21 protein-coding genes, 1 tRNA gene and 1 pseudogene are annotated in these 21,698 nt (G+C 57.6%); 16 read left to right on the top strand and 7 right to left on the bottom strand.

Annotated elements, in window-relative coordinates; translation table 11 throughout:
* Positions 1–67: 67 nt before the first annotated feature.
* From AC0L4F_RS08040 to AC0L4F_RS08005, 8 genes are all read left to right on the top strand, one after another.
* A complete protein-coding gene (locus AC0L4F_RS08040) occupies positions 68–1,318 on the top strand; it encodes an amidase (protein ID WP_244687169.1) in 1,251 nt (416 codons plus the stop codon).
* Positions 1,319–1,451: 133 nt separating this feature from the next.
* Positions 1,452–2,837, top strand: a complete 1,386-nt coding sequence (locus AC0L4F_RS08035; RefSeq protein ID WP_244687167.1) for an aromatic ring-hydroxylating oxygenase subunit alpha — start codon at positions 1,452–1,454, stop codon at positions 2,835–2,837.
* Entirely contained in the window at positions 2,834–3,445 is a 612-nt protein-coding gene (locus AC0L4F_RS08030) for a hypothetical protein (protein ID WP_244687165.1), read from the top strand. Before AC0L4F_RS08035 ends, AC0L4F_RS08030 begins: the two co-directional genes overlap by 4 nt.
* An 84-nt stretch (positions 3,446–3,529) precedes the next feature.
* Positions 3,530–4,390, top strand: coding sequence for a branched-chain amino acid ABC transporter permease (locus tag AC0L4F_RS08025; protein WP_244687163.1), 861 nt, complete (start codon positions 3,530–3,532; stop codon positions 4,388–4,390).
* A 10-nt stretch (positions 4,391–4,400) separates the two neighbouring features.
* Positions 4,401–5,357, top strand: a complete 957-nt coding sequence (locus tag AC0L4F_RS08020; RefSeq protein ID WP_244687161.1) for a branched-chain amino acid ABC transporter permease — start codon at positions 4,401–4,403, stop codon at positions 5,355–5,357.
* Positions 5,354–6,973 (top strand): ATP-binding cassette domain-containing protein, encoded by a 1,620-nt coding sequence (locus AC0L4F_RS08015; protein WP_244687159.1) that lies wholly within the window; start codon positions 5,354–5,356, stop codon positions 6,971–6,973. The genes AC0L4F_RS08020 and AC0L4F_RS08015 overlap by 4 nt, the downstream gene beginning before the upstream one ends.
* 14 nt (positions 6,974–6,987) lie before the next feature.
* Positions 6,988–8,193, top strand: a complete 1,206-nt coding sequence (locus AC0L4F_RS08010) for a YlbE family protein (RefSeq protein WP_244687157.1) — start codon at positions 6,988–6,990, stop codon at positions 8,191–8,193.
* Complete coding sequence (locus AC0L4F_RS08005) at positions 8,171–9,415, top strand: ABC transporter substrate-binding protein (RefSeq protein ID WP_244687154.1); 1,245 nt, start codon at positions 8,171–8,173, stop codon at positions 9,413–9,415. The genes AC0L4F_RS08010 and AC0L4F_RS08005 overlap by 23 nt, the downstream gene beginning before the upstream one ends.
* Before the next feature lie 124 nt (positions 9,416–9,539).
* Here AC0L4F_RS08005 and AC0L4F_RS08000 read toward each other — a convergent pair whose 3' ends face one another.
* From AC0L4F_RS08000 to AC0L4F_RS07990, 3 genes are all read right to left on the bottom strand, one after another.
* Positions 9,540–10,733, bottom strand: coding sequence for an amidohydrolase (locus tag AC0L4F_RS08000; protein WP_244687152.1), 1,194 nt, complete (start codon positions 10,731–10,733; stop codon positions 9,540–9,542).
* Positions 10,734–10,820: 87 nt separating this feature from the next.
* Entirely contained in the window at positions 10,821–11,675 is an 855-nt protein-coding gene (locus AC0L4F_RS07995) for a phytanoyl-CoA dioxygenase family protein (RefSeq protein WP_244687150.1), read from the bottom strand.
* 647 nt (positions 11,676–12,322) lie between these two features.
* A tRNA-Ser gene (locus AC0L4F_RS07990) sits at positions 12,323–12,412 on the bottom strand.
* A gap of 190 nt (positions 12,413–12,602) precedes the next feature.
* Here AC0L4F_RS07990 and AC0L4F_RS07985 point away from each other — a divergent pair.
* The 4 genes from AC0L4F_RS07985 (at position 12,603) to AC0L4F_RS07970 (ending at position 15,448) form a co-directional block, all read left to right on the top strand.
* Complete coding sequence (locus AC0L4F_RS07985) at positions 12,603–13,457, top strand: hypothetical protein (RefSeq protein WP_244687148.1); 855 nt, start codon at positions 12,603–12,605, stop codon at positions 13,455–13,457.
* Between the two features lie 198 nt (positions 13,458–13,655).
* Positions 13,656–14,300, top strand: a complete 645-nt coding sequence (locus tag AC0L4F_RS07980) for a 50S ribosomal protein L21 (RefSeq protein WP_244687146.1) — start codon at positions 13,656–13,658, stop codon at positions 14,298–14,300.
* A 13-nt stretch (positions 14,301–14,313) separates the two neighbouring features.
* Positions 14,314–14,583, top strand: a complete 270-nt coding sequence (rpmA, locus tag AC0L4F_RS07975) for a 50S ribosomal protein L27 (RefSeq protein WP_244687144.1) — start codon at positions 14,314–14,316, stop codon at positions 14,581–14,583.
* Positions 14,584–14,905: 322 nt separating this feature from the next.
* Positions 14,906–15,448 (top strand): GNAT family N-acetyltransferase, encoded by a 543-nt coding sequence (locus AC0L4F_RS07970; protein ID WP_244687142.1) that lies wholly within the window; start codon positions 14,906–14,908, stop codon positions 15,446–15,448.
* A 71-nt stretch (positions 15,449–15,519) separates the two neighbouring features.
* Here the strand turns inward: AC0L4F_RS07970 and AC0L4F_RS07965 are convergent, their stop codons facing one another.
* Genes AC0L4F_RS07965 through AC0L4F_RS07955 form a run of 3 tightly spaced genes read right to left on the bottom strand, consistent with a single transcriptional unit; the run spans position 15,520 to position 16,970 of the window.
* Positions 15,520–15,801: a hypothetical protein gene (locus tag AC0L4F_RS07965; RefSeq protein ID WP_244687140.1), complete on the bottom strand. Its 282-nt coding sequence runs from the start codon at positions 15,799–15,801 to the stop codon at positions 15,520–15,522.
* Between the two features lies 1 nt (position 15,802).
* Positions 15,803–16,378, bottom strand: coding sequence for an SDR family NAD(P)-dependent oxidoreductase (locus AC0L4F_RS07960; protein WP_244687138.1), 576 nt, complete (start codon positions 16,376–16,378; stop codon positions 15,803–15,805).
* A gap of 16 nt (positions 16,379–16,394) precedes the next feature.
* Positions 16,395–16,970 carry a TetR/AcrR family transcriptional regulator gene (locus AC0L4F_RS07955; RefSeq protein ID WP_244687136.1) on the bottom strand — a complete coding sequence of 192 codons (576 nt, stop codon included), beginning with the start codon at positions 16,968–16,970 and terminating at the stop codon, positions 16,395–16,397.
* A gap of 209 nt (positions 16,971–17,179) precedes the next feature.
* On the opposite strand from AC0L4F_RS07955, the gene obgE reads away from it, so the two are divergent.
* The 3 genes and pseudogenes from obgE to AC0L4F_RS07940 all read left to right on the top strand — a co-directional run bounded on the left by obgE (position 17,180) and on the right by AC0L4F_RS07940 (position 20,687).
* Entirely contained in the window at positions 17,180–18,217 is a 1,038-nt protein-coding gene (gene obgE, locus AC0L4F_RS07950) for a GTPase ObgE (protein WP_244687134.1), read from the top strand.
* Positions 18,205–19,308 (top strand): glutamate 5-kinase, encoded by a 1,104-nt coding sequence (gene proB, locus AC0L4F_RS07945; RefSeq protein WP_244687132.1) that lies wholly within the window; start codon positions 18,205–18,207, stop codon positions 19,306–19,308. Before obgE ends, proB begins: the two co-directional genes overlap by 13 nt.
* Before the next feature lie 112 nt (positions 19,309–19,420).
* Positions 19,421–20,687: pseudogene (locus AC0L4F_RS07940) on the top strand (glutamate-5-semialdehyde dehydrogenase).
* Between the two features lie 79 nt (positions 20,688–20,766).
* Here AC0L4F_RS07940 and AC0L4F_RS07935 read toward each other — a convergent pair.
* A complete protein-coding gene (locus tag AC0L4F_RS07935; RefSeq protein ID WP_244687130.1) occupies positions 20,767–21,390 on the bottom strand; it encodes a histidine phosphotransferase family protein in 624 nt (207 codons plus the stop codon).
* Positions 21,391–21,414: 24 nt separating this feature from the next.
* Here AC0L4F_RS07935 and AC0L4F_RS07930 point away from each other — a divergent pair, with 24 nt between their 5' ends.
* Entirely contained in the window at positions 21,415–21,597 is a 183-nt protein-coding gene (locus AC0L4F_RS07930) for a DUF3553 domain-containing protein (protein WP_244687128.1), read from the top strand.
* Positions 21,598–21,698 lie beyond the last annotated feature (101 nt).

Raw genomic sequence — 21,698 nt, 5'->3', positions numbered from 1 at the left:
CAATTATGCAACTCTATTCTTCCTTTGTGGGGTCGGCACAGAGAAAACCATAAGACTTGGAGCCAAGATGGATATTCTTTCACAGGGCGCGACCGGAATTGTAGCGGCCGCGCAAAGCGGTCGCTTAAAGGTCGCCGAGATTGCAGAAGCGGTCCTGGCACGAATAGCGGTGACCGAACCGTCACTTCACGCCTGGGCCTACGTTGATCCTGCGGCCGTCAGGGCCCGCGCTGCGGTGCTAGATGCACAAAGCGTGAAAGGGCCACTTCACGGCTTGCCGATCGGAGTAAAAGACCTGATGGACACCGCGGATATGCCAACGGAATACGGGTCTTCTATCTATCGCGGTTGGGCCCCGACGCAAGATGCGGAAATGATCGCACGGCTTCGAAAGGCAGGTGCATTGTTGATTGGCAAGACCACAACCACAGAGTTTGCCTGTTTCCAGCCCACGCCAACGACAAACCCGCACAACGCCGGACATACACCGGGGGGATCATCCAGCGGATCCGCCGCTGCCGTGTCTGCCAATGTTGTGCCGGTGGCGCTGGGGTCGCAAACTGCCGCCTCCATCACGCGCCCGGCGTCTTATTGTGGTGTTGTCGGCTATAAATCCAGCCACCGCCGCTTTCCTCTGTCTGGGATCAAGGGCCTGGCCCCATCGTTTGATTCATTTGGCTGGCTTGCAAAAGACGTCGGTGATGCAGCGATGTTGTTTGCGGCCCTCGACAGTGCCGTTCCACCGGTCGCTGAGCAGGGGTTGAGAATCGCCATTTGTCAGACGCCAATGTGGGCGGAGGCGGAGCATGACACGCGTATGGCCCTGCAAATTGCGGGGCAAATATTGTCGGACTCCGGTCACTTGCTGTCTGACTTGGTTTTGCCTGATGCCTTTGAAGAGCTGACCCAGGGTCACATTGATATTATGTCTGCTGAAGCAGCGGGCAGTTTGTCTAAAGAAATGGCGTCGCACCCGACGGCCTTGTCACAAGGCATGTTCGACATGTTGGAATCCGGGGCCTCGCTTTCTCGGAGCCACATCCAAAAAGCACAAGACCTTCGCGCGACATGCATCGGCCATATCGCACAGGTGTGGAACCAATATGATTGTATCATCGCGCCAAGCGCCCCGGGTGAGGCCCCTGAGAGTCTCGATGCGACAGGGTCGCCTATTTTCAGTAGGTTATGGACATCTCTTGGCCTGCCAAGCATCGCGGTTCCGGTGACAAAAGGTGCAAATGGGCTGCCGGTCGGGGTCCAGATTCTGGGGCCTGGCGCACTCGGATGCCGCGCTTTTCGGGCAGGCAAAAAGGATTGAAACGGCCCTCGCGATTTAAGGGGGTTCTGGCTGTGCATAGGGTGATCCTAAGCACGGCTTAACTCTTATAGTGTTTTCCAAAACCAACAGACTTCCTAGCGTGGGTGCACAAAGCTCAACGACGGAGGCGGGCGTGACTGATCGGCGCAAACAATTTCTGAAAGTTCCCTACGGAGGGTATCACAACGACCCCATTCCAGACGAAGATCCAACGTTGACGCATGTCGAAAAAGGGTCTCGTGCGGGGGATCTAATACGGCGGTATTGGCAGCCTGTCTGCCTGTCCGAAGAGGTCGGGGAACTTCCGCATCGTGTGCGTGCCTTTGGCGAAGATTTCGTGGTCTTTCGAACCAAGGATAAAACCGTCGGAATTTTGGACCTTCACTGTGCGCATCGCGGGACGTCGCTTGAATTCGGTATGTGTGAAGGCGATGGCATTCGGTGCTGCTACCATGGCTGGCTGTTTGGCTGTGATGGGCGCATCATCGAAACACCGGGCGATCCGCCCAACAGCAAACTGAAAGACCGGCTGTTTCAGGGGGCTTACCGCGCCAAGGAATACAAAGGCATCATCTTCGGCTATTTCGGCCCGCCCGATACCGTTCCGGATTTCCCGATCTACGACAGCTATGATGTCGACGGGAATGAGATGCGCCCATACTCCATCAATTACCCCTGCAATTGGCTTCAAGTGCATGAAAACGTGATGGACCCCGCGCATGCGGTGTTTTTGCACACACGCATTTCCTACTCTCATTTTGCGGACATCTGGGGCGAATTGCCCGACATGAAGTTTCAGGAAACGCCGACCGGCATGATTTATGTCACCACACGGCGGTCTGAAAACAATGTTTGGTTGCGCTCGAATGATATCATTCTGCCAAACCTCGCGCAGGTCGGGCACATCTGGGAAGATGGCAAACATTCATACAAAGAGTTTGCGCGTGTGGCGATTACGCGCTGGACCCTTCCGGTTGATAACGAAAATTGCAAGATCATCGGCTGGCGGCACTTCCACGAAGAGGTGAACCCCCTTGGCATTGGCGATCCGGAAAAGTGCGGGGTGGAAAGCGTCGATTTCGTCGGCCAGGGCGGAGAGCGCAGCTATGAAGAACGCCAGCGCGTTCCCGGCGACTATGATGCCCAGGTGTCGCAACGTCCGATCGCACGGCACGGGCTAGAGCATTTGACCCATTGCGACAAAGGCGTCGTCATGCTGCGTCGCCTGTTGCTGCGCGAAATTCGCAATCTCGAAGACGGCGGCGCGCCCCATACCTCGGCGGTTTCAAATTCCGAAGGGGTAATTCCGACCTATTGCCACGATTCCGTTCTGCACATCCCGAAACGTGAGGGCGACGAGGACGATGCCTTGCTCGACCAGGTTGCGCTGACCGTGACAGACATAATCGTGAATGGGGATCACCTCGGCAAAGATGACCGCATCCCCCACGTCCGCGAAAAAATAAAAGCCTATGTCGCGACCCTGCAAGACATCGAAACTGAAAGCGAACCCGTATGACCCTTGATCCAATCACCAAAGGCACCGTGTCCTGGACCGGCGAAAACCCCGGTATTTACCTGAAAGAAAGCCCTGACGGACCTTGGTCAGGCCTCGTGACGTTTTTCCGTGTAACATGGTCGCCGTTTGGACGCGGTCATGGTGCGCTGTTGCTCGAAGATCCCTCGGGCACGTCGCAGTCGCCCGAATGCATCAACGCGATGATTTGCGATAACGAGCCTTTGGCGAAATATCTGTTGGAAGGGTTCTTCCACAATTTCGCAGCATTCAAAGCCTCGGCTGGCACCAAGAACATCGAATTTCGCAAATTGACCGAGTGCTATCGCGAAGGGGATAGCGGCTCGACCTATTCGGAAATTGTCAAAGGCGATGACATTGATCTGCGGATGACATGGCGTGGATTGGGCACACCCTATGCAGTGGACATGCCGCCGGAAGGGGGACCAACCAAAGAGCATCAAATGTACAGCCTGTTCATTGACGCCAAAGATGCCGCAGTCACGGTGAACGGACGTCCCTTGGCCGGAAAAGTAGCGGAACGCGGCTTTGCCGGGGGCACGAAATCATCCGCATTTCTCGCCTTCTCCGAGACCTGGATCAAAATCTGATCCCTGGCTGCGTGCAACGCGTGCGCCGCCGAAAAGACAAGAACATCTGAACGCAGGGCACATGCGGCCATCAAAGGACAATCAATGTCAGACTTACTGCAGTTGATCATTTCCGGTCTCATGGTCGGAAGTATCTACGGATTGATCGGGATCGGGTTCACGACGATCTATAACGTCACGGGGATCGTGAATTTCGCCCAGGGCGATCTCGCCATGATTGGCGCGATTCTTGCCATTACCTTCTATGGATTGAGCCTGCCGCTTGCTCTGGCGATATTGCTGTCGGTGATCTGTGTTGGTGTACTGGCGGCCATAATCGAGCGGCTGGCGATCCGGCCTCTTGGCAATAGCGTCATGCGGGGCATCATTGTCACCATTGGCGTAGGCAGCATCCTGCAGGGCGTTGCGATCTCTGGCTGGGGGACACAAGCCTATAGTCTTCCTGCATTTACATCTGGTGGGCCCATTCCGGTTCTGGGCGCGACGATTCTGCCGCAAACCTTTTGGATTCTGGGTACGACGGTTGTCCTTATGGTTGGGTTGTATCTGTTTTTCACCCGCAGCTACCTGGGCAAGGCCTTTCGCGCTTGTGCCATCAACAGCTTCGCCGCGCAGATCATCGGCATTCGTCTGAACAACATTCGCGTCCTCGGCTTTGTGCTGTCTGGGTTCTTTGGCGCAATCGCGGGTATCATCGTGGCGCCAATCGCCCTGACGCAATTCGACAGTGGTGTTGCCATCGGGATCAAAGGTTTCGTTGCTTGTATCATCGGTGGATTTGGCAATCCGATCGGTGCCGCGCTTGGGGGATTGATCCTCGGGATTATCGAAGCCTTATCAAGCGGATACCTTTCCTCCGGCTTCAAGAATGCAATCGCCTTTGTGATGCTGATTGGGTTCCTGGTCTGGAAGCCCACGGGCATCCTTGGCGAGCTTGAGAAGTAGGGATCTGAGCATGACTTTACACGACTTTCGATACCCCGCAGCCATCCTTGCCCTGATCATTTGCTACTTCTTTGGAGACACCTATTTCATCTCGCTTCTAGTGATCATTGCGCTGCACAGCATGGCCGCAATTGGCCTGTCCCTGTTGTCAGGCTATGCGGGGCAGATTTCCCTTGGACATGCGGCCTTTTATGGCATCGGGGCTTATACCTCTGCGTTGATCGCCCTGCACATCGGCATTACGCCGTGGATCACCATCCCGATGTCTGCCGTCATCGCGGGCATCGTCGCTTGGGCGGTGGGGCCGATCATGTTCCGGCTCAAGGGCCATCACCTTGCCATGGCGACGCTGGCGTTTGGCATCATTGTGCACGTGGCCCTGGTCGAAATGCGCGGCATAACCGGAGGGCCCAACGGTATGGGGGGCATCCCGCCACTGTCTTTTTTCGGCACGCCGCTGTTGTTTGACGAAGACATTTTCCCGTTGGTGTGGGGCGTGGTCATTGTCATGATCCTGCTGTCGGAAAACCTGATCCGGTCACCACACGGGTTCACCTTGCGCGCCGTTGGTGCACGCGAACATGTCGTTCCGACGCTTGGCAGCGACACAAACAAAAGCAAATGCCTGGTGCTGATCATAAGCGCAGTTTTTGCCGCAATCGCCGGCGCCATCTATGGCCATTACATCGGCTACCTCAGCCCAGGCCCGTTCTCGACAACCTTTTCGGTCAAGCTGTTGGTGATGGTTGCAATTGGTGGGTTCTCTCGCATTTGGGGCGTCGTTCTGGGTGTCATTTTCGTCACCTTCCTGAGCGAGTGGCTCAAACCCTTTGGCAATGTTGAACTGCTTTTCTACGGCGCGTTGCTGATCTTCACGATGATCTATTGCCCGAACGGGTTGCTGAGCCAGCTCGGCGTCGTGGCGTCCAACGCTGCCCGTAATCTTCGCCAAAGGACACCGTCATGACATCTGCCGACACCTCAGCACTTTTGACTGTGCGCAATGTTTCCATGCATTTTGGTGGTCTCAAGGCGCTTAACGATGTCTCGTTCGATGTGATCAAGGGCGAGGTCCTCTCGCTGATCGGGCCGAATGGGGCGGGCAAGACCACGATGCTGAAAATTGCGTCTGGCGCGCAGGCACCGACCACAGGCAAAATTGCCTATAAAGGCACGCAGATTATTGGCCTTTCGGCGGATCGTATCAATCGTCTCGGCATTGGGCGGACGTTTCAGGCCGCGGAAATCTTTGATACGATGACGGTGCGTGAAAACGTGATGACGGGTGCGGTGGCCCGCGAGGCCGGTTCGGTCGCATCCTCTTTGCTTTATTGGGGGCGGGCCAAACAGCGCGTCGAAAAGCTCCGACAGATTGCGGATGAAGCGCTGGATCTGGTGGGGCTAGGCGACATGGCGGACCTGCCAGCCCAGGATCTTCCGACAGGGCAGCAACGGTTGCTTGGCTTCGCGCGGATTTTTGCCACGGGCGCCGAACTTCTGCTGCTTGACGAGCCCGGCGGCGGCCTGAACGCGGTTGAGAAAACGCGATTGATCGAAACGATACGTCGATTGCGTGACCTTGGGCGAACGGTCATTCTGGTCGAACATGACATGAGTGTCATCGCCCAGGTCTCTGATAGAATTGTGGTGTTGGACCAGGGTTTGAAGATCTCGGAAGGGACGCCCGAAAAGGTAAAGTCGGACCCAAAGGTGATCGAGGCCTATCTGGGTACAAGTGCCTCCACGGTCGCGCCAAAACCCCAAAAGGATCAACCCGCGTTTCGCCCTGTGGAAATGGAGGTCGTCGACCTGACGGTGACTTATGGTCAAACCGTGGCTGTGGACAATGTGAGTCTCAAGCTGCGCACCGGCGAAATTCTGACGATCCTTGGCGCAAATGGTGCGGGCAAAAGTTCGCTTCTCAAGGCCATCGCAGGCCTGGAGAAACCTGCGGGCGGCACGATCAAACTGCGTGACAAGCATATCGCAGGCATTCCACCGGACAAGATTGCCGCGCTTGGATTGTGTTTGACCCCCGAAGGGCGGGCGCTTTTCCCGTCACTTTCGGTTGCCGACAATCTCGCGTTGGGGCGTTATGTGTCGCTGAAACGCAAGCGCGGTTTGCTGGGGATTTTGGCCCTGCGGCAAGAGGATCGCGACGAAATAGATGCCAAGCGCGAAGAGATTTACCAACTTTTCCCAATCCTGAAAGAGCGCGCGAACCAGAAGGCCGGAACGCTGTCAGGCGGGCAGGGACAGATGCTGGCCATTGGCCGCAGTCTGATGAATGATCCAAGTATTTTGATGCTGGATGAACCATCACTGGGCCTGGCGCCGCAGGTGATCGACGAAATTCTTCACAAACTTGAACACCTGCGAGAGCAAGGTTTGACCCTGATTTTGGTCGAACAAAATGCAAGCGCCGCCCTTCGTATCGCCGATCGCGGATATGTCTTTTCGTCGGGCCGGATTTCGATGCAGGGCCCGGCGCAGGACCTGCTCGAAGACCCGAGCATCCGCGACGCCTATCTGGGCGGCGACGATGCCAACACGCAAACGCTGCGCGTGAATGCCACTCAATGACCGAGGCTCGATCCATGATGAAATCGACAGATAGCACCCCTTCAAATACATCTGCGCACGACCGTTTCCTGGCGGTCTCTCCTTATTGGCAAGGCATGGAGCGGGCGGATGTCGCCTTGGGGATTTCCGGTCAAAAGGTGCTTCATGCCGGCCCTCCTTTTGCCAGAGGTGAACTGACAGACCCGATCCGAAATTCCGCAGCTTGTGCCGCAGTGTTCGAGGGATGGGCCGAGACCCTGGAAGGCGCTTTTGCGCTGATTGATGCTGGCGGCATTGAATTTGAACCGGCACAGGACCATGCCTGTGTTGTGCCTCTTGCAGCGGTTGTCACGCCGTCTATGCAGCTTCAGGCGGTTTCGAATGCAGGGCGCTCAGGGCAGGTGACCTATGCGCCCCTGAATGGCGGGAATGGGCCAGCGCCACGCTTGGGACAAGCCAGCATGGAGGCCATCGCGCATCTGCACTGGCTCAATGAAAGCTTGGCGGGTGTTCTTGGCGACATTCTGGAAACAGGCCCCATTAACCTGATTGAAATCGCCGATCATGGCCTGGCCTGCGGCGACGATTGTCACGGCGCCACCGGGGCCGCCAGTGCCAAATTACGGGAATATTTGTTTGGTGAGGCAGACCATCTGCCCGCTGATGTGGTGCGGTTTCTGGAAGGCAGCCCCAGCATTTTTCTGAACCTGTGGATGGCGGCAACCAAACTCATGATCTCTGCCCCGCAGGGCTGCAAAGACAGCAGTTTCATTACGGCCGCAGGCAGCAATGGCAAAAGATTCGGCATTCAGGTTGCGGGGTGTCCCGGGCGTTGGTTCACGTGCCATGCCACGGTGCCTTTGGGCCTTGTCGAGAAACCGTTTTACACGATTGCGCCATTGGCGGCGATCGGGGACAGCGCAGTCATCGACATCATGGGATTGGGGGCGATGGTCGCCGACCGTTCCCCGGCGCAATGGGCCGCGCTTGAGGCCTATTTGCCCTGTGCGCCGGCAACATTGCGAGAGCGCCTGAACCTTTGGCCGCATCCCGCCTTCGCCCGAACGCAACAGGTGCTGGGATTGTTTGCCTCTACGGTGGCCAACACCGGCATCAGCCCGCCGATCGCTCTTGGTGTTCTCGATAGGGATGGCAAGGCCGGGCGCATTGGGGGCGGAATCTATGTCCCGCTGGTGACCCCGTTTCTCGACGCAATTCATGCGCTGTCTGAAGAGGTTTAGACGCGTGCACCCCACGACCCAAAAACAAGAAACCAATCAAACACGTTCAACACAGAGGAATACCCAAATGAAGCCGCACACAAAACTCCTTGCCGCCGTCAGCGCCTTTGGCGTCGGCCTTGCCCTGTCCTCCACTGTCACACAGGCCGACATTGTGATTGGTGGGCTGCTCGAAACCTCTGGCCCGGTCGCCTCGCTCGGCGCACCTGGGCTTGAGGGCGCGAAGCTTGCCGTCAAACAAGTGAATGAAGCGGGCGGAATTGACGGTGAACAGGTTCGCTTTATCAACATCAATACCGAAAGCGACAACACCGCATCGGTTAGCGCAACACGCAAATTGATCTCGCAGGAAAAGGTTGTCGGGATCATTGGCGCAATGAACTCTGGTTCGTCTTATGCGATCATCGACTTTGTGCAACGTGCGGGTGTCCCGCTTATTTCGAATGGTGGATCGCGCGGGATCGCGCTTCCGGCCGAGGAAAAGCCATTCATCTTTGTCGCCCCACTGACCGATCTTCTTGTTCAATCTGTCATTCTGTCGGACATGAAGGCGAAAGGGATCACAAAGATCGCAGTTCTGAACTCTGACTCTGGTTTCGGCACGTCCGGCGAAGAACAGTTGGAACACCATGTTGCCGACTACGGGATAGAGATTGTCGTCCAGAAAACTTTCGGCAATTCCGACACGGACATGACGCCTCAGTTGCTTGATATCCGCAATTCAGACGCAGAGGCCGTGGTGCTTTGGTCGACGGGGCCTGCCCAAGCCATCGCAACGCGCAACTTCCGCCAACTTGACCTTGATCTGCCTTTTTACCTGTCTCATGCCGCAAATGATTTCAACTTTATCAAGTTGACCGAAGGCGCGGCTGATGGTGTCCTTATCCCGTCATCCAAGCTCTATGTGAAGGAAGATCTGCCCGCCAGCGATCCACAAAAGGAAGCTATTGAAACCTTTGCGACCGGGTATGAGGCAGAGTACGGACAATCGCCCGCCACATTTGCAGGCAACGGATATGATGCCGCGATGTTGCTTATGCAGGCGATTGATGCTGCGGACTTAACCGATCCCAAGCTGATCCGCGATGCCATTGAGACGACACAGGATCATGTTGGCGTCACCGCCGTCTATACATATTCACCAGAAGATCACTTTGGCGCCCAAGCGGACAGTGTTGTGTTGCTGACTGTAGAAGACGGAAAATTCGTCATTAAAGACTGAATGTCCGCAGGACCAGTTGAGGCGCGGGCAATGACATTGCCTGCGCCAATTCACGCGGGCTGCGTGGGATGATCTGTGCGTAGCTGCCCCGCCGTTCCGTGACCCTACTTACGTTGGGCAGGCTCTAGACCGAAGTGGAGGCGTTCAAGCGGCTTTGATCCGTGCCACCCAATAAATCGCGCGCGATGCGTTCAAAGATTGCACTTCCGATTGGGATCAAATCATCGGGGAAATCGTAATCCGGGTTGTGCAGGGCCGCATGATCTTCGCCCGGTCCCAGACACAGCATCGCGGCTTTTGCGTTCCATCCAAAAACACCAAAGTCCTCGGATGCCCGCATTGGCACGCTTTCTTCGCCATGTGGGACACCGATTGCCTCCATGGCCCTGACCGCGACGGCATAGGCCTCTGCGTCATTTACAGAGGCCGCGAAATGATCGTGGATCTCAAAACTGACGCCCAGCCCGAATTCCTTTGCCACAGTCGTGGCAAGGTCGCGGGCTGCGCGTTCAAGACTTTCGATGCTTGCATCCGCCGCTGTGCGCAGTGTGGCAAAAACCTCGGCCTCACCGGGGGCAATGCCAAAAGAAGGTTCCCCGATATTGGCGTGGGTGATCGTGACCAGACGAAAATCGTCGTTGCGTGGTCCACCTTCGCCGTGACCCAATGCGTCAAGTGCCGGGATGAGCTTGGCGACAGCCAGCGCAGGCGAGACACCGTCCTGCGGGTCCGCCGCGTGGGCGGTTTTGCCGCGCAGCATGATTTTCAGCCCCAAGGAGGCGCAATTCATCAGCCCAATGCGGGTCGCGACAAATCCGAATGGGGCGCCAGGTTCGTTATGAATGGCAAAGGCCCAATCCGGTGCAAGCTCTGCGAAAGAGGGATCAGCGACAACAGCCTTGGCCCCGCTTCCATCTTCTTCCGCAGGCTGAAACATCAATATCACGCGCCCTTTGGCAACCGGCTTGCGCGAGATCATCTGCCCCAGGGCAAGCAGCATTGTCATATGGCCATCATGGCCGCAGACATGGCTCTTGCCGGGGATTTCCGAAGGCCAGTCAATCGTGCCGTTACGCTCTTCGATCGGCAGGGCATCAAGCTCTGCGCGAAACAGAACCGTCGGGCCGTCCTGACCAGAGTCAAAGACCGCTGCCACACCATGTCCCCCCAACCCGGTCACAATCCGCGTGGGCGACATCGGCTTCAACGCCTCGACGATGGTCTTTGCGGTTTCGGTCTCTTCGCCGGAAATTTCGGGGCGGCGGTGAAGCGCGCGACGAAAGTTCGTCAGTTCAACCAGATCACGGTTTGTCAGCATGTTTCTCTGCGCCTTCGAATTTGCGTCTTGTTGTCGTTATCAAACGACCAATCGTCCGGCGAACACTAGAACGGCTTGGGGAAGATTTCAAACACTCTCGGCCGGAACATGTCCGACCGCCATATCCGCGCCCTGAGCCGCCAATTCCCTCTCGGCCTCCAGCACGACCGGCGACCAATTTTCGTCAAAAGCCTTGTTGCGCTCTTTTGGCGGCATCGCATCAGCCCAACCATTCTTGAAATCAATCAAAGCGGCATGGCGGACACCGCCGCCAGTATTTCGGCCCGCGGCGTGCAACAACCTGTAATGCCATAATACGACGGTGCCGGTCTTGCCGGTGATGCTAACCGGCTCGATTGTACGCTCCACCTCGTCACGACATTTCAGGTATTCTTTGGGGGAATGATACCGTGTCAATTCTGTCGCGACCGGCGCAATCATTCTGTGGCTTCCCGGCCAAACCACAAATGCCCCGTCATTGGCATCGGTGTCGGATAGGTAAATTACGCAACTGACCTGAAAAAAGTGGGTGTCACAATGCCCCCTCAACGGCCCGGATTTTTCGGGTTGAGAAAAAATAGGGTAGAGCCCCCTTAACATCGGCCTGAAAATGGGAGCCGCCCGGGTATTGTGATCCGGCATAATCAAGGTTTCAACACAGTACCGCAGGGGCGTGTTGTAAATTGTCATCGTGCGAACAGGGCCAATTGATCTGGTGTTCTCGCGAAACTTGAGACGACCACCCCTTTCGGTCATATCCCGTTTGAAACACCAATCCTCGACCATCCCTGTCCAGGTCGCAGGATTGTTCCTTTCAAAAGATGGCGGGGAAAATTTCCAAACCGTCTCGATCGCGCGATTTACGTCATAGTCCGACAGTTTGAGGTTTAAAATACAATAACCGTCTCGTACAAATTGATGAATTTGCTCTTTTGATAGCATAGTGCAGCCCGTTAATAAAAGTTACAGACCTGAGAAAGCGGGTCTGATGTGGCACAAGAAATAGACAGTCCGGCAAGCTGGTCGAACGTGGTATTGTGGATCAGTGGGGTGACCCATCCGAATTTCGCGGCAACGTATTCAAGGATGTATGAGGCCCGGAAATGGCTGATACGTCAGCAGACACGGTAAAAAAAACCTCCCCAAGATGACCCGAAGCCCTACAAGAAGGACTCTGGTTATTCGAAAGAGTTAATCTGATTTATCCGATCAACACCGCCGCCGTGCAGGCGCTAGATGCCATCAGCCCAACAGGTACACCCAAGGCGGTCGCGGGTGATTTCCTTGTCGATGATAGTGGGGCAGGCAGGTTCGCCCGTCATTCCGGAGAGCTGTGGCAAGCCACGCCTAGCAAACGCGTGCTGAGCGGATTGTGGTGGTGTGGCCTTCAGGGGCGGTGAAATGCGACGGCTTCTCGCGGCGGGACAGCAGGGCGGGCCATATGTCCGCACCCACAAATCAGAGGTTTCGGCGAAAACAGCAGAGAACGACCCTATGCGATTGGCACAATGAGCCACGTCCAAGCATTTTCCCAATGTGGGGTGGGGGTGACGAATTCGTCATTTTTTCACAGTGACATCAATGCCAAATGGCGGAGAGACAGGGATTCGAACCCTGGGAACCCTTGCAGGCTCAACGGTTTTCGAGACCGCCCCGTTCGACCACTCCGGCACCTCTCCGCGGGGGTCTGGTGGGGCCGTTTAATCTCTCTTTTCGCGGGGTGCAAGCGGCAAAGGTGGATTTTTTGATGGATTTTTCAAAGTGGCTTTTTGTCGGGCGCCATACATCGGAAAATCGCCGGTCCGTTGCGGATTGTGCAGGCCGCGCTTGGAAAACATTGGGGCAGGGGCTAGATGTAGGAAAACAGCTTTGATCGGAGCCTCATCAGACATGCTGCATTATTGCGCCTCCCTGGCAACCGCCGCTCTGATCGCGATTGCCCCTGTGGCCCACGCGGAACAATTGCGCGCCACGGACAACCTTTTGGATATGCTGGGTTTGCAGGAAACCGTTGCGGTCATGCGCCGTGAGGGCATGGATTATGGCAATGAGCTGGCCGAAGAGATGTTGCCTGGTGGGGCTGGGGCCAGCTGGTCGCGAATGGTTGCGCAAATCTATGACACCACCCGTATGGAGGATGTGGTGCGCGACGGGTTCGCGGCGGCCTGGGAACAGGAAGGCCGGGAGCTGGGCGAAGTGACGGCATTTTTTGCCAGCACCGCAGGCGCGGAAATTGTCCGGTTGGAGGTTTCGGCCCGCGATGCGATGACCGATCCCGATGTCGAGGATGCGGCGCGTGCCGCCTATCGTGACCGCAGCGATCAGGACGACGACCCGCGTCTGGCCATGATCGACCAATTCATCGACAACAATGACCTGATTGACGCCAATGTGGTGGGCGCGATGAATTCCAGCTACGAATTCTACGCCGGGCTGGTGGATGGCGGCGCTTTTGAGATGAGCGAAGAGGAAATCCTGGGCGTGGTCTGGGAAAGCGAAGCAGAAAGCCGGGCCGACACCCGCGAATGGCTGTTTGCCTATATGATGATGGCCTACCAGCCGTTGGATGACGCGGCTCTGGGCGACTATGTGGCCATCTCTGCCAGTGACGCAGGCAAGGCGCTGAACCGGGCGCTGTTTGCCGGGTTTGACCAGATGTATACCGAAATTTCCTATGCTCTGGGACTGGCGCTGGCCCACCAAATGACCGCACAGGAATTATAGGGCGAAAGCCCTGTGCTGCTGGTTGACTCAGGCACCGGATCACCGTATCAGCCCCCAATCCCGGCGGGTCTCTCGCCGGGTTTTGATTTCAATGACGTTCGTAAATGAACGCGCTGTTTGCGGCGGCAGGGGTTTCGGCACCTGCCACAAACACCGGGAAACCGGGGCCACAGAACGCGGTAACAAAGGAAGACCAGGATGTTCGCAGTCCTCAAAACGGGCGGCAAGCAATATAAAGTTTCTTCGGGCGATACCCTTCGCGTCGAGAGACTGGCTGCTGATGCCGGCGAAAAAGTTCAATTCAACGATGTGCTGATGCTGGGCGGTGATTCCACCGTCGTAGGCTCGCCGCTGGTGGCTGGTGCCGCCGTGCAGGCCGAAGTGATCGACCAGATCAAGGGTGACAAGGTCATCCACTTCGTCAAGCGCCGTCGTAAGCACAGCTCGAAGCGCACCAAGGGTCACCGTCAGAAGCTGACATTGATCCGCATCACCGACATTCTGGCCGAAGGCGCGGATGCATCCGGCGTCAAAGCTGCGATTGGTTCCGGTTCGGTTGCTGCTGTCGCAGTTGCGGCAACAGAGCCGAAAAAAGCGGCTGCTGCAAAGGCTGAAACCGCTGCTGCGCCTGCCGCCGCCGCGGGTGCCGACGATCTGAAAGAGCTTTCGGGTGTTGGCCCGGCGCTGGAGAAGAAACTGCACGAAGCGGGTGTCACATCCTTCGCGCAAATCGCCGCCTGGACCGACGCAGAAGTCGAAGAATTCGGCGAAAAACTGTCGTTCAAAGGCCGTATCGAGCGTGAAGGCTGGATCGACCAGGCCAAAGCCCTCGCTGGCAAATAAGGAGTAGAGACCCATGGCACATAAAAAAGCAGGCGGTTCCTCCCGCAACGGTCGCGATTTTGCCGGACGCCGTCTTGGCGTGAAACTCTATGGTGGCCAACATGCCATTCCAGGCAACATCATCGCGCGTCAGCGCGGCAACAAATGGTGGCCGGGTGAAGGTGTGGGCGAAGGCAAAGATCACACAATCTATGCCACGGCCGAAGGCCAAGTGACCTTCCGCAAAGGTTTCAAAGGCCGCACGTTTATTTCGGTCTTGCCGATGGCGGAGGCCGCGGAATAAACCGATCTAAGGTTTGCGACGCAAATTTGGGGATCGGCGATGCCGGTCCCCTTTTGCGTTTTGGGATTGTTCCAAATGCTCGATCAATCAGTCGAACAAAGGACGCAGTCCCTTGCATGGTTGGCACATCATGGCCATCTGAACGGCAGGTGTTCCCTGATTGAATTGACCCATGCACATACTATTCTCAACGCGGTTTTGATCTGATTTTTTATGCCCTGACAGCAACGACTTGGGAGAGGTCGGTCGCTGTTGGTGTTTGAAAGCAAAACCGTAAATTTTGCCAGTTTTCAAAAGTACCAAGGAATTTGAGGAGGAGCCGATGACAGCCCAGGATCACATCGTCACACAGCCGGTGATCGAAACCGAACGCGTGGATCTTCGCCCATTGCGGCGCTCTGACATGGGGCTGATTGAAATGCATGCCGCAGACGAACGTGTGGCTCGGATGACGACCTCTATTCCGCATCCTTTGCCGCCCGGCGTCACGGAATCCTTTGTCACCCGCGCGATGGTGTCCGACCCGGACGAGGTTGTTTGGGCAATGGATGGTGTGCGTCTGGATGGCCCCGAGGTGATGGGGCTGATCTCGCTCGACCGGATGGACCGCAACCAATCCGAAGTCGGCTATTGGGTGGCGCCTGCGTTCTGGAATACCGGGCTGGCATCTGATGCGGTGCGCGCCCTGGTCGAGGCAAATCCGCTCGACAATGACACCATGTTCGCCAGCGTGTTTCAGGACAATCCGGCCTCGGCGCGGGTGCTGATCAATTGCGGGTTCGCCTATATCGGCGATGCCGAAAGCTATTCCGTCGCGCGCGGCGGCCAGGTGCCGACCTGGACCTATTTGCGCAAGCTGCGCTAGGGTTTCGACGGTATGAAAAGGGGCGGCACAAACGGCGCCGCCCTGTTTGATGTCAGCCCGAAAATCCGGTGTCAGCCCAGAAAACGGTCATAGACAAGGTCGCGAAGCTTGCGGCCGTCCGGGTCCAGACCGGTTTTCAACTGCGTAAGATCATTGGCCCAATCCGATGTGCGGATTCGGACCGGCGGCTGGGCGCTGTTCATCACATCCATGACCACCTCTGCCACGTCATCCGCTGTCTGATAGGCCCCGTCGCCACCAGCGCGGCTTTGCGCGCCTGCGACATATCTTTGCAGAATGGGCAGGTATTCATCATCCAGCATCCCGCCGGTTTCCGAGATTTGTTTCAACACGTTATTGGCAAATTTCGACGCGATTCCACCGGGTTCGACAGCGGTGAAGTGAATGCCGAACGCCGGGGTGACATAACATGCCAGCGAACTCGGTAAAGCCCTCTACCGCGAATTTTGCACCGCAATAGATCTCGTTGAACGGCTGGCCAACCAATCCGCCAACGGATAAGATATTGATCACATGGCCGGCGCGCGCCTTGCGCATATGTGGCATCACGGCCTTGGTTGTGCGAACCACACCCATAAAATTGATATCAAGAATACGCTGAATGTCGGCTTCGCTGGCCTGTTCGACATTGCGCGCAAACCCAAGGCCGGCGTTGTTGATCAGCGTATCAATCCGGCCCTGTTCGGCAATCACCTGATCCACGGCGGCGGTCACGGTGTCGGTGTCTTCTACATCCAATTGAAGCAGGTTGAGGGTGACACCGGCCGCTTGTGCCGCTTCAAGCAGGGTGCCTTTGCGGTCCAGATTGCGCATGGTGGCATATACGATGTGGCCGGCCATGGCGGCCTGAACCGCGATTGCGATCCCCAATCCGGTCGAGGTGCCGGTGATCAGAATGACTTTGGTCATGGTAGGTCCTATGATGTCAGTTGGATTTGATCGAACGCCAGACACGTTCGAATGTGGTCTCAAGGATGTCCTGTGGCACGGGCCTGCCCGAAATCACCGATTGGCGGGCCAATTGCATGGCCAGCGCGGTGAGCAGAAGCGAAAGAATGCCGGTTTCCACCGGGGCCAATGTGCCGTCGTTGACCCCGCGCCGCATCAGTTCCGCAATATCGGCGGCATAGCCATCGACGATCGTCTGTTGCTCCGGCATCAGGATCTTGGCCGCGCTGCCATAGTCGAGAAACAGGAATTGTTCGGGTTTTTCGGTGACGAAATCGAACATGGCAAACCACATCTGCCGGATCATGGCCGCGCTGTCCGGGGCAACATGTGCCGCGAGCAGCCGGGCATGGAAGTCGGATTTGACCTCCATATACACCTTGCGCAGCATGTCGTCCTTGTTTTCGAAATGCACATAGATGGTTCCGGCCGAAACCCGGGCCCGGCGCACCACGCCCGCAATAGAGGCTTGCGGAAACCCCATTTCGACCGCTTCTGAAACCACGGCGTCGCGCAGCTTTCGTCTTGTTTGGTCTTTGGTGGTGCGTGGCATCGGGGGCCCTCTGGCTGCAAATGTGACGTCTGTGGGCCTGTGCGCCACGGAGGTGAGATATGATAATGAATATTCATTATCAATTGGCGCGGTGCGAAGATCACGGAAACGTGCGAAACAGGGGCTGACAGGCCCGCAATGTGCAGCAAGGCTTGAGGCTTGCCGACATTTTCTCTATCGCCAATGCCAGACATCAACGGGGCCATGCCATGAAATTTCTCGATCTCGCCAAAGTATACATCCGCTCCGGCGGCGGCGGTGGCGGTGCGGTCTCGTTCCGGCGCGAGAAGTATATCGAATATGGTGGCCCGGACGGCGGCGACGGCGGCAAGGGCGGCTCGGTCATCATCGAAGCGGTGGATGGTCTGAACACGCTGATTGATTTCCGCTATCAACAGCACTTCTTTGCCAAGAACGGTCAGCCCGGCATGGGCAAGCAGCGCACCGGCAAGGATGGCGATGACATCATTCTGCGTGTGCCCGTCGGGACCGAGGTTCTGGACGAAGACGAAGAAACCCAGATCGCCGAGCTGATGGAAGTGGGGCAGCAGATTGTCCTCGCCAAGGGCGGCAATGGCGGTTTTGGCAACCTGCATTTCAAATCCGCCACCAATCAGGCCCCGCGCCGGGCAAATTCCGGCCAGGAGGGGGTAGAGCGCACCATCTGGCTGCGGCTGAAACTGATCGCCGACGCCGGATTGCTGGGCCTGCCCAATGCCGGCAAATCGACCTTCCTGGCTGCGACGTCCAATGCACGCCCCAAGATCGCAGATTACCCGTTCACCACCTTGCACCCGAACCTTGGCGTTGTCGGTGTCGATGGCGCAGAATTCGTGGTCGCCGACATTCCCGGCCTGATCGCGGGCGCGCACGAGGGGCGCGGCATTGGCGACCGCTTTCTGGGCCATGTCGAACGCTGCGCGGTTCTGCTGCATCTGGTGGATGGCACGTCCGAAACAATTGCCGAAGATTATCAGACAATTATCGGCGAGTTGGAGGCCTATGGCGGCCATCTGGCGGACAAGCCGCGTGTGACCGCGCTGAACAAGATTGACGCGCTGGACGACGAGGAACGTGCAGAGGCCAAGGCGACGCTGGAGGCCGCTGTTGGCGGGCCGGTCTTTGCCATGTCCGGTGTGTCACGCGAAGGTCTGCAAGAGGTGCTGCGCGCAGTACGTGCCGAGATTACCGAGGACCGTCTGCGCCACAAGATCGCAGAAGAGGAGCCCGAGACGTGGCGTCCCTAGGCAAAGCGCGCCGCATCGTCATCAAGATTGGCTCGGCGCTTTTGGTGGATCGCACGACCGGTGCCCTGCGCCAGGACTGGCTGCATGCGCTGGCCGAAGATGTGGCCTGGTTGAAACAACATGCCGATGTGATTCTGGTATCCTCCGGCTCTATCGCCTTGGGGCGGGGGGCTTTGGGGCTTGGTTTGACGGAGCTGCCGCTGGAGCAGAGCCAGGCTGCCGCCGCCGTGGGCCAGATCCGGCTGGCCCGCGCCTATGAAGAGGCGCTTGCGCCGCATGATCTCATCACGGCGCAGGTGCTTGTCACGTTGGAGGATTCCACCGACCGGCGGCGATATCTCAATTCCCGCGCCACTTTGGAAACGTTGATTTCGCTTGGGGCGGTGCCGATCGTCAATGAAAACGATACGGTGGCCACCGACGAAATTCGCTATGGCGACAATGATCGCATGGCGGCGCAGGTCGCCGCGACGGTGGGGGCGGATGTGCTGGTCTTGTTGTCGGATGTCGACGGATTCTATTCGGCCAACCCGGCGGTGGATCCAACAGCAACCCGTTACGACGTGATCGACGACATCACGCCCACGATCGAAGCCATGGCTGGCGATGCCGGGTCGGGCCTGTCCAAGGGCGGGATGAAAACCAAATTGATGGCTGCCAAAACCGCGACGGCCGCGGGCTGTGCCATGGCCATCACCCATGGCGAAAAACTGCGCCCGCTTCTGGCCTTGGAAAACGGCGCAAATGCCACCTGGTTCTCGGCCCATATTGATCCGCAAGCGGCGCGCAAACGCTGGATTTCCGCGATGAAACCGCGCGGCGAGGTCACCCTCGATGCGGGGGCTGTGCGGGCGCTGATCGACGGCAAAAGCCTGCTGCCCGCCGGGGTCCGTGCCGTAAGTGGCACCCATGGCCGTGGCGATCCCGTGGCGATCCTCGATCCGGCGGGGCACAAACTGGGGCAGGGCCTGTCCAGATACACCGCCGCCGAAACCCGAAGCATCAAAGGCCATCGTTCGGACGAAATCGAGGCTTTGCTTGGCTATCCGGGGCGCGCGGTCCTGATCCATCGCGATGATATGGCGCTATAGTCACCCCTCACGTTGACTTGGAGCTTTAGTCCCGCCGTTCATCTGACTATAAATATCCCCGCCGGAGGCATGAAACTCTCTGACGCAACGCCCACCAAAAGGCACACCGCTTATGAAAGACCTTGCAGATATCCCCGCGCTTATGGCTGACATCGGCGCCCGCGCCAAAACCGCCAGTGCCGAACTGGCCTCTGCCAGCGCCGAACGCAAACATGCCGCCCTGATCGGGGCCGCGGATGCGGTCTGGTCCGGCCGCGCGGCGATCATCGCCGCCAATGCCAAGGACATGGAATTTGGCCGCGACAAGGGGCTGAGCCCGGCAATGCTGGACCGGCTGAAGCTGGACGAAGACCGGGTGCGCAGCATTGTTGACGGGCTGCGCGCGGTGGCCGAACAACCCGATCCGGTGGGCGCGGTCCTGGCGGAATGGGATCAGCCGACAGGGTTGAACATTCGCCGGGTGCGCACACCGTTGGGTGTGGTCGGGGTGATCTATGAAAGCCTGGCCGAATGTGACGGCGGATGCCGGGGCGCTTTGCCTGAAAGCGGGCAATGCCGTGATCCTGCGCGGCGGATCCGAAAGCTTTCATTCCAGTCAGGCGATCCATGCCGCGATGGTCGAAGGTTTGAAATCTGCCAATCTGCCCGCAGATGCGATCCAGCTGGTGCCGACCCGGGATCGTGCGGCGGTCAGCGCCATGCTGTCGATGGTGGATTTCATTGATGTCATTGTGCCGCGCGGTGGCAAGGGCCTGGTTGGATTGGTCCAGCGTGAGGCCCGTGTGCCGGTTTTCGCCCATCTCGAAGGCATCGTGCACATCTATATCGACAAGGAGGCCGATCCGGTCACGGCCTTGGAGGTCGTGCTGAACGCCAAAACCCGGCGCACCGGCATCTGCGGCGCGGCGGAATGTCTGTTGATCCATCGCGATATTGTCGACACCATCGGCCAGGGTGTGATCCGCGCCTTGCTGGATGCCGGGGTCGAGGTGCGGGCCGACGAAACCCTGCAAAAGATCGACGGAACCATTGCTGCTGATGCCGATGATTGGGGGCGGGAATATCTCGATTCGATCATTTCAACCCGTGTTGTGGCCGATATGGATGATGCAATTGCACATATCAGACAATTCAGCTCCAATCACACGGATTGTATCATCACCAGAGACGATGCCGCCGCCGACCGGTTTTTCGAACGTATCGACAGTGCAATTTTGATGCGCAACGCGTCGACCCAATTTGCCGATGGCGGCGAATTTGGCATGGGCGCGGAAATCGGCATCGCAACTGGCAAGATGCATGCCCGTGGCCCGGTTGGGGCGGAACAATTGACCAGCTTCAAATATCTGGTTGTTGGGGATGGCACAACGCGGGCCTGAATAGGGGGCTGGAATCGGGGCCTGAATTCGGGGCCTGATCCCGCCGCCGGACCCGAAGGAAAATCACACAGGCGCTGGATCACACGGTCAGTGTGATCACGCCGTTGCCCTGGGCCATTTCTGGTGTGCGGCCCTGATCGCGGGCCAGAATGGGCAACAGGATAAATTGAACATGGTTCGGGTCGAGGACCGGTTCCTCGGCTTGGGGATTTGCGGAATTCGCAAGGAATTCCAATTGTCCCCAATGGGCGGGGTCCGGCGCGACGCGTTCGGACAGGCCGGTGATGACCCATTGACCGGGGTGATATTCCACCCGGATGACGCCGCCACGGGGCAGGGCGTTTTCCACACATTGCAGCGCCAGCAGCGCGAGCTGGACCTCGCGCCGGGGCAGGTCGCCACCGGGCACCCATTCGTAGACCACGCGCCCGGCCTTGCCCAGGGCCTGCAACACCGCTGCGACCTCTTTGCGGGACACCAAGGCGTTGTCGCTGGCCGCGCCAAAGGCGATGCGGAAAAACCGAATACGGGCGCTGGCGTTGTCACAGCTTTCGGAGACCAGGCGCAATTCCGGCCCGTCACGGCTGATCCCGCCCAGCGTCATCAATTCCAATCCGTTTGAAATCGCGCCCACCGGGCTGATCAGATCATGACAAATGCGCGAGGCTATCAGCGAGGCGAGCTTTGCCGTATAGGATGTCATAAAGGATCTCCTGAGGTGGCGATAATGAATGATTTGAATGCTCTACTGGAACCGGGAAATTTGGTCCGGCACCCGGATCGGCCGGAATGGGGAATTGGCCAGGTACAATCGAATATAGCAGGGAAGATCACTGTCAACTTCCGTGATGCAGGCAAGGTTGTCATCGAAGGCAGTCGCATTGCCCTTGATCAGGTGTTTGACGGTTAATCTAGTCGGCCAATGGTTAATGTATCTTTAAGAGAGGCACATTGCCGATCGTGGGGCCCGAAACCGTTGTCATTGATCGCCTCAGCGCCTATGACCCCTGC

The organism is Marinovum sp. J2-8, from assembly GCF_055808435.1.
This window is presented reverse-complemented; position numbering and strand designations above follow the sequence as displayed.

Bases quoted from the DNA above. Each gene is read 5' to 3' on its own strand.
- AC0L4F_RS08040 (WP_244687169.1), top strand. From the start codon at position 68: ATGGATATTCTTTCACAGGGCGCGACCGGAATTGTAGCGGCCGCGCAA.
- AC0L4F_RS08030 (WP_244687165.1), top strand. From the start codon at position 2,834: ATGACCCTTGATCCAATCACCAAAGGCACCGTGTCCTGGACCGGCGAA.
- AC0L4F_RS08025 (WP_244687163.1), top strand. From the start codon at position 3,530: ATGTCAGACTTACTGCAGTTGATCATTTCCGGTCTCATGGTCGGAAGT.
- AC0L4F_RS08020 (WP_244687161.1), top strand. From the start codon at position 4,401: ATGACTTTACACGACTTTCGATACCCCGCAGCCATCCTTGCCCTGATC.
- AC0L4F_RS08015 (WP_244687159.1), top strand. From the start codon at position 5,354: ATGACATCTGCCGACACCTCAGCACTTTTGACTGTGCGCAATGTTTCC.
- AC0L4F_RS08010 (WP_244687157.1), top strand. From the start codon at position 6,988: ATGATGAAATCGACAGATAGCACCCCTTCAAATACATCTGCGCACGAC.
- AC0L4F_RS08005 (WP_244687154.1), top strand. From the start codon at position 8,171: ATGCGCTGTCTGAAGAGGTTTAGACGCGTGCACCCCACGACCCAAAAA.
- AC0L4F_RS08000 (WP_244687152.1), bottom strand. From the start codon at position 10,733: ATGCTGACAAACCGTGATCTGGTTGAACTGACGAACTTTCGTCGCGCG.
- AC0L4F_RS07995 (WP_244687150.1), bottom strand. From the start codon at position 11,675: ATGCTATCAAAAGAGCAAATTCATCAATTTGTACGAGACGGTTATTGT.
- AC0L4F_RS07980 (WP_244687146.1), top strand. From the start codon at position 13,656: ATGTTCGCAGTCCTCAAAACGGGCGGCAAGCAATATAAAGTTTCTTCG.
- rpmA (WP_244687144.1), top strand. From the start codon at position 14,314: ATGGCACATAAAAAAGCAGGCGGTTCCTCCCGCAACGGTCGCGATTTT.
- AC0L4F_RS07970 (WP_244687142.1), top strand. From the start codon at position 14,906: ATGACAGCCCAGGATCACATCGTCACACAGCCGGTGATCGAAACCGAA.
- AC0L4F_RS07960 (WP_244687138.1), bottom strand. From the start codon at position 16,378: ATGACCAAAGTCATTCTGATCACCGGCACCTCGACCGGATTGGGGATC.
- AC0L4F_RS07955 (WP_244687136.1), bottom strand. From the start codon at position 16,970: ATGCCACGCACCACCAAAGACCAAACAAGACGAAAGCTGCGCGACGCC.
- obgE (WP_244687134.1), top strand. From the start codon at position 17,180: ATGAAATTTCTCGATCTCGCCAAAGTATACATCCGCTCCGGCGGCGGC.
- AC0L4F_RS07935 (WP_244687130.1), bottom strand. From the start codon at position 21,390: ATGACATCCTATACGGCAAAGCTCGCCTCGCTGATAGCCTCGCGCATT.
- AC0L4F_RS07930 (WP_244687128.1), top strand. From the start codon at position 21,415: ATGAATGATTTGAATGCTCTACTGGAACCGGGAAATTTGGTCCGGCAC.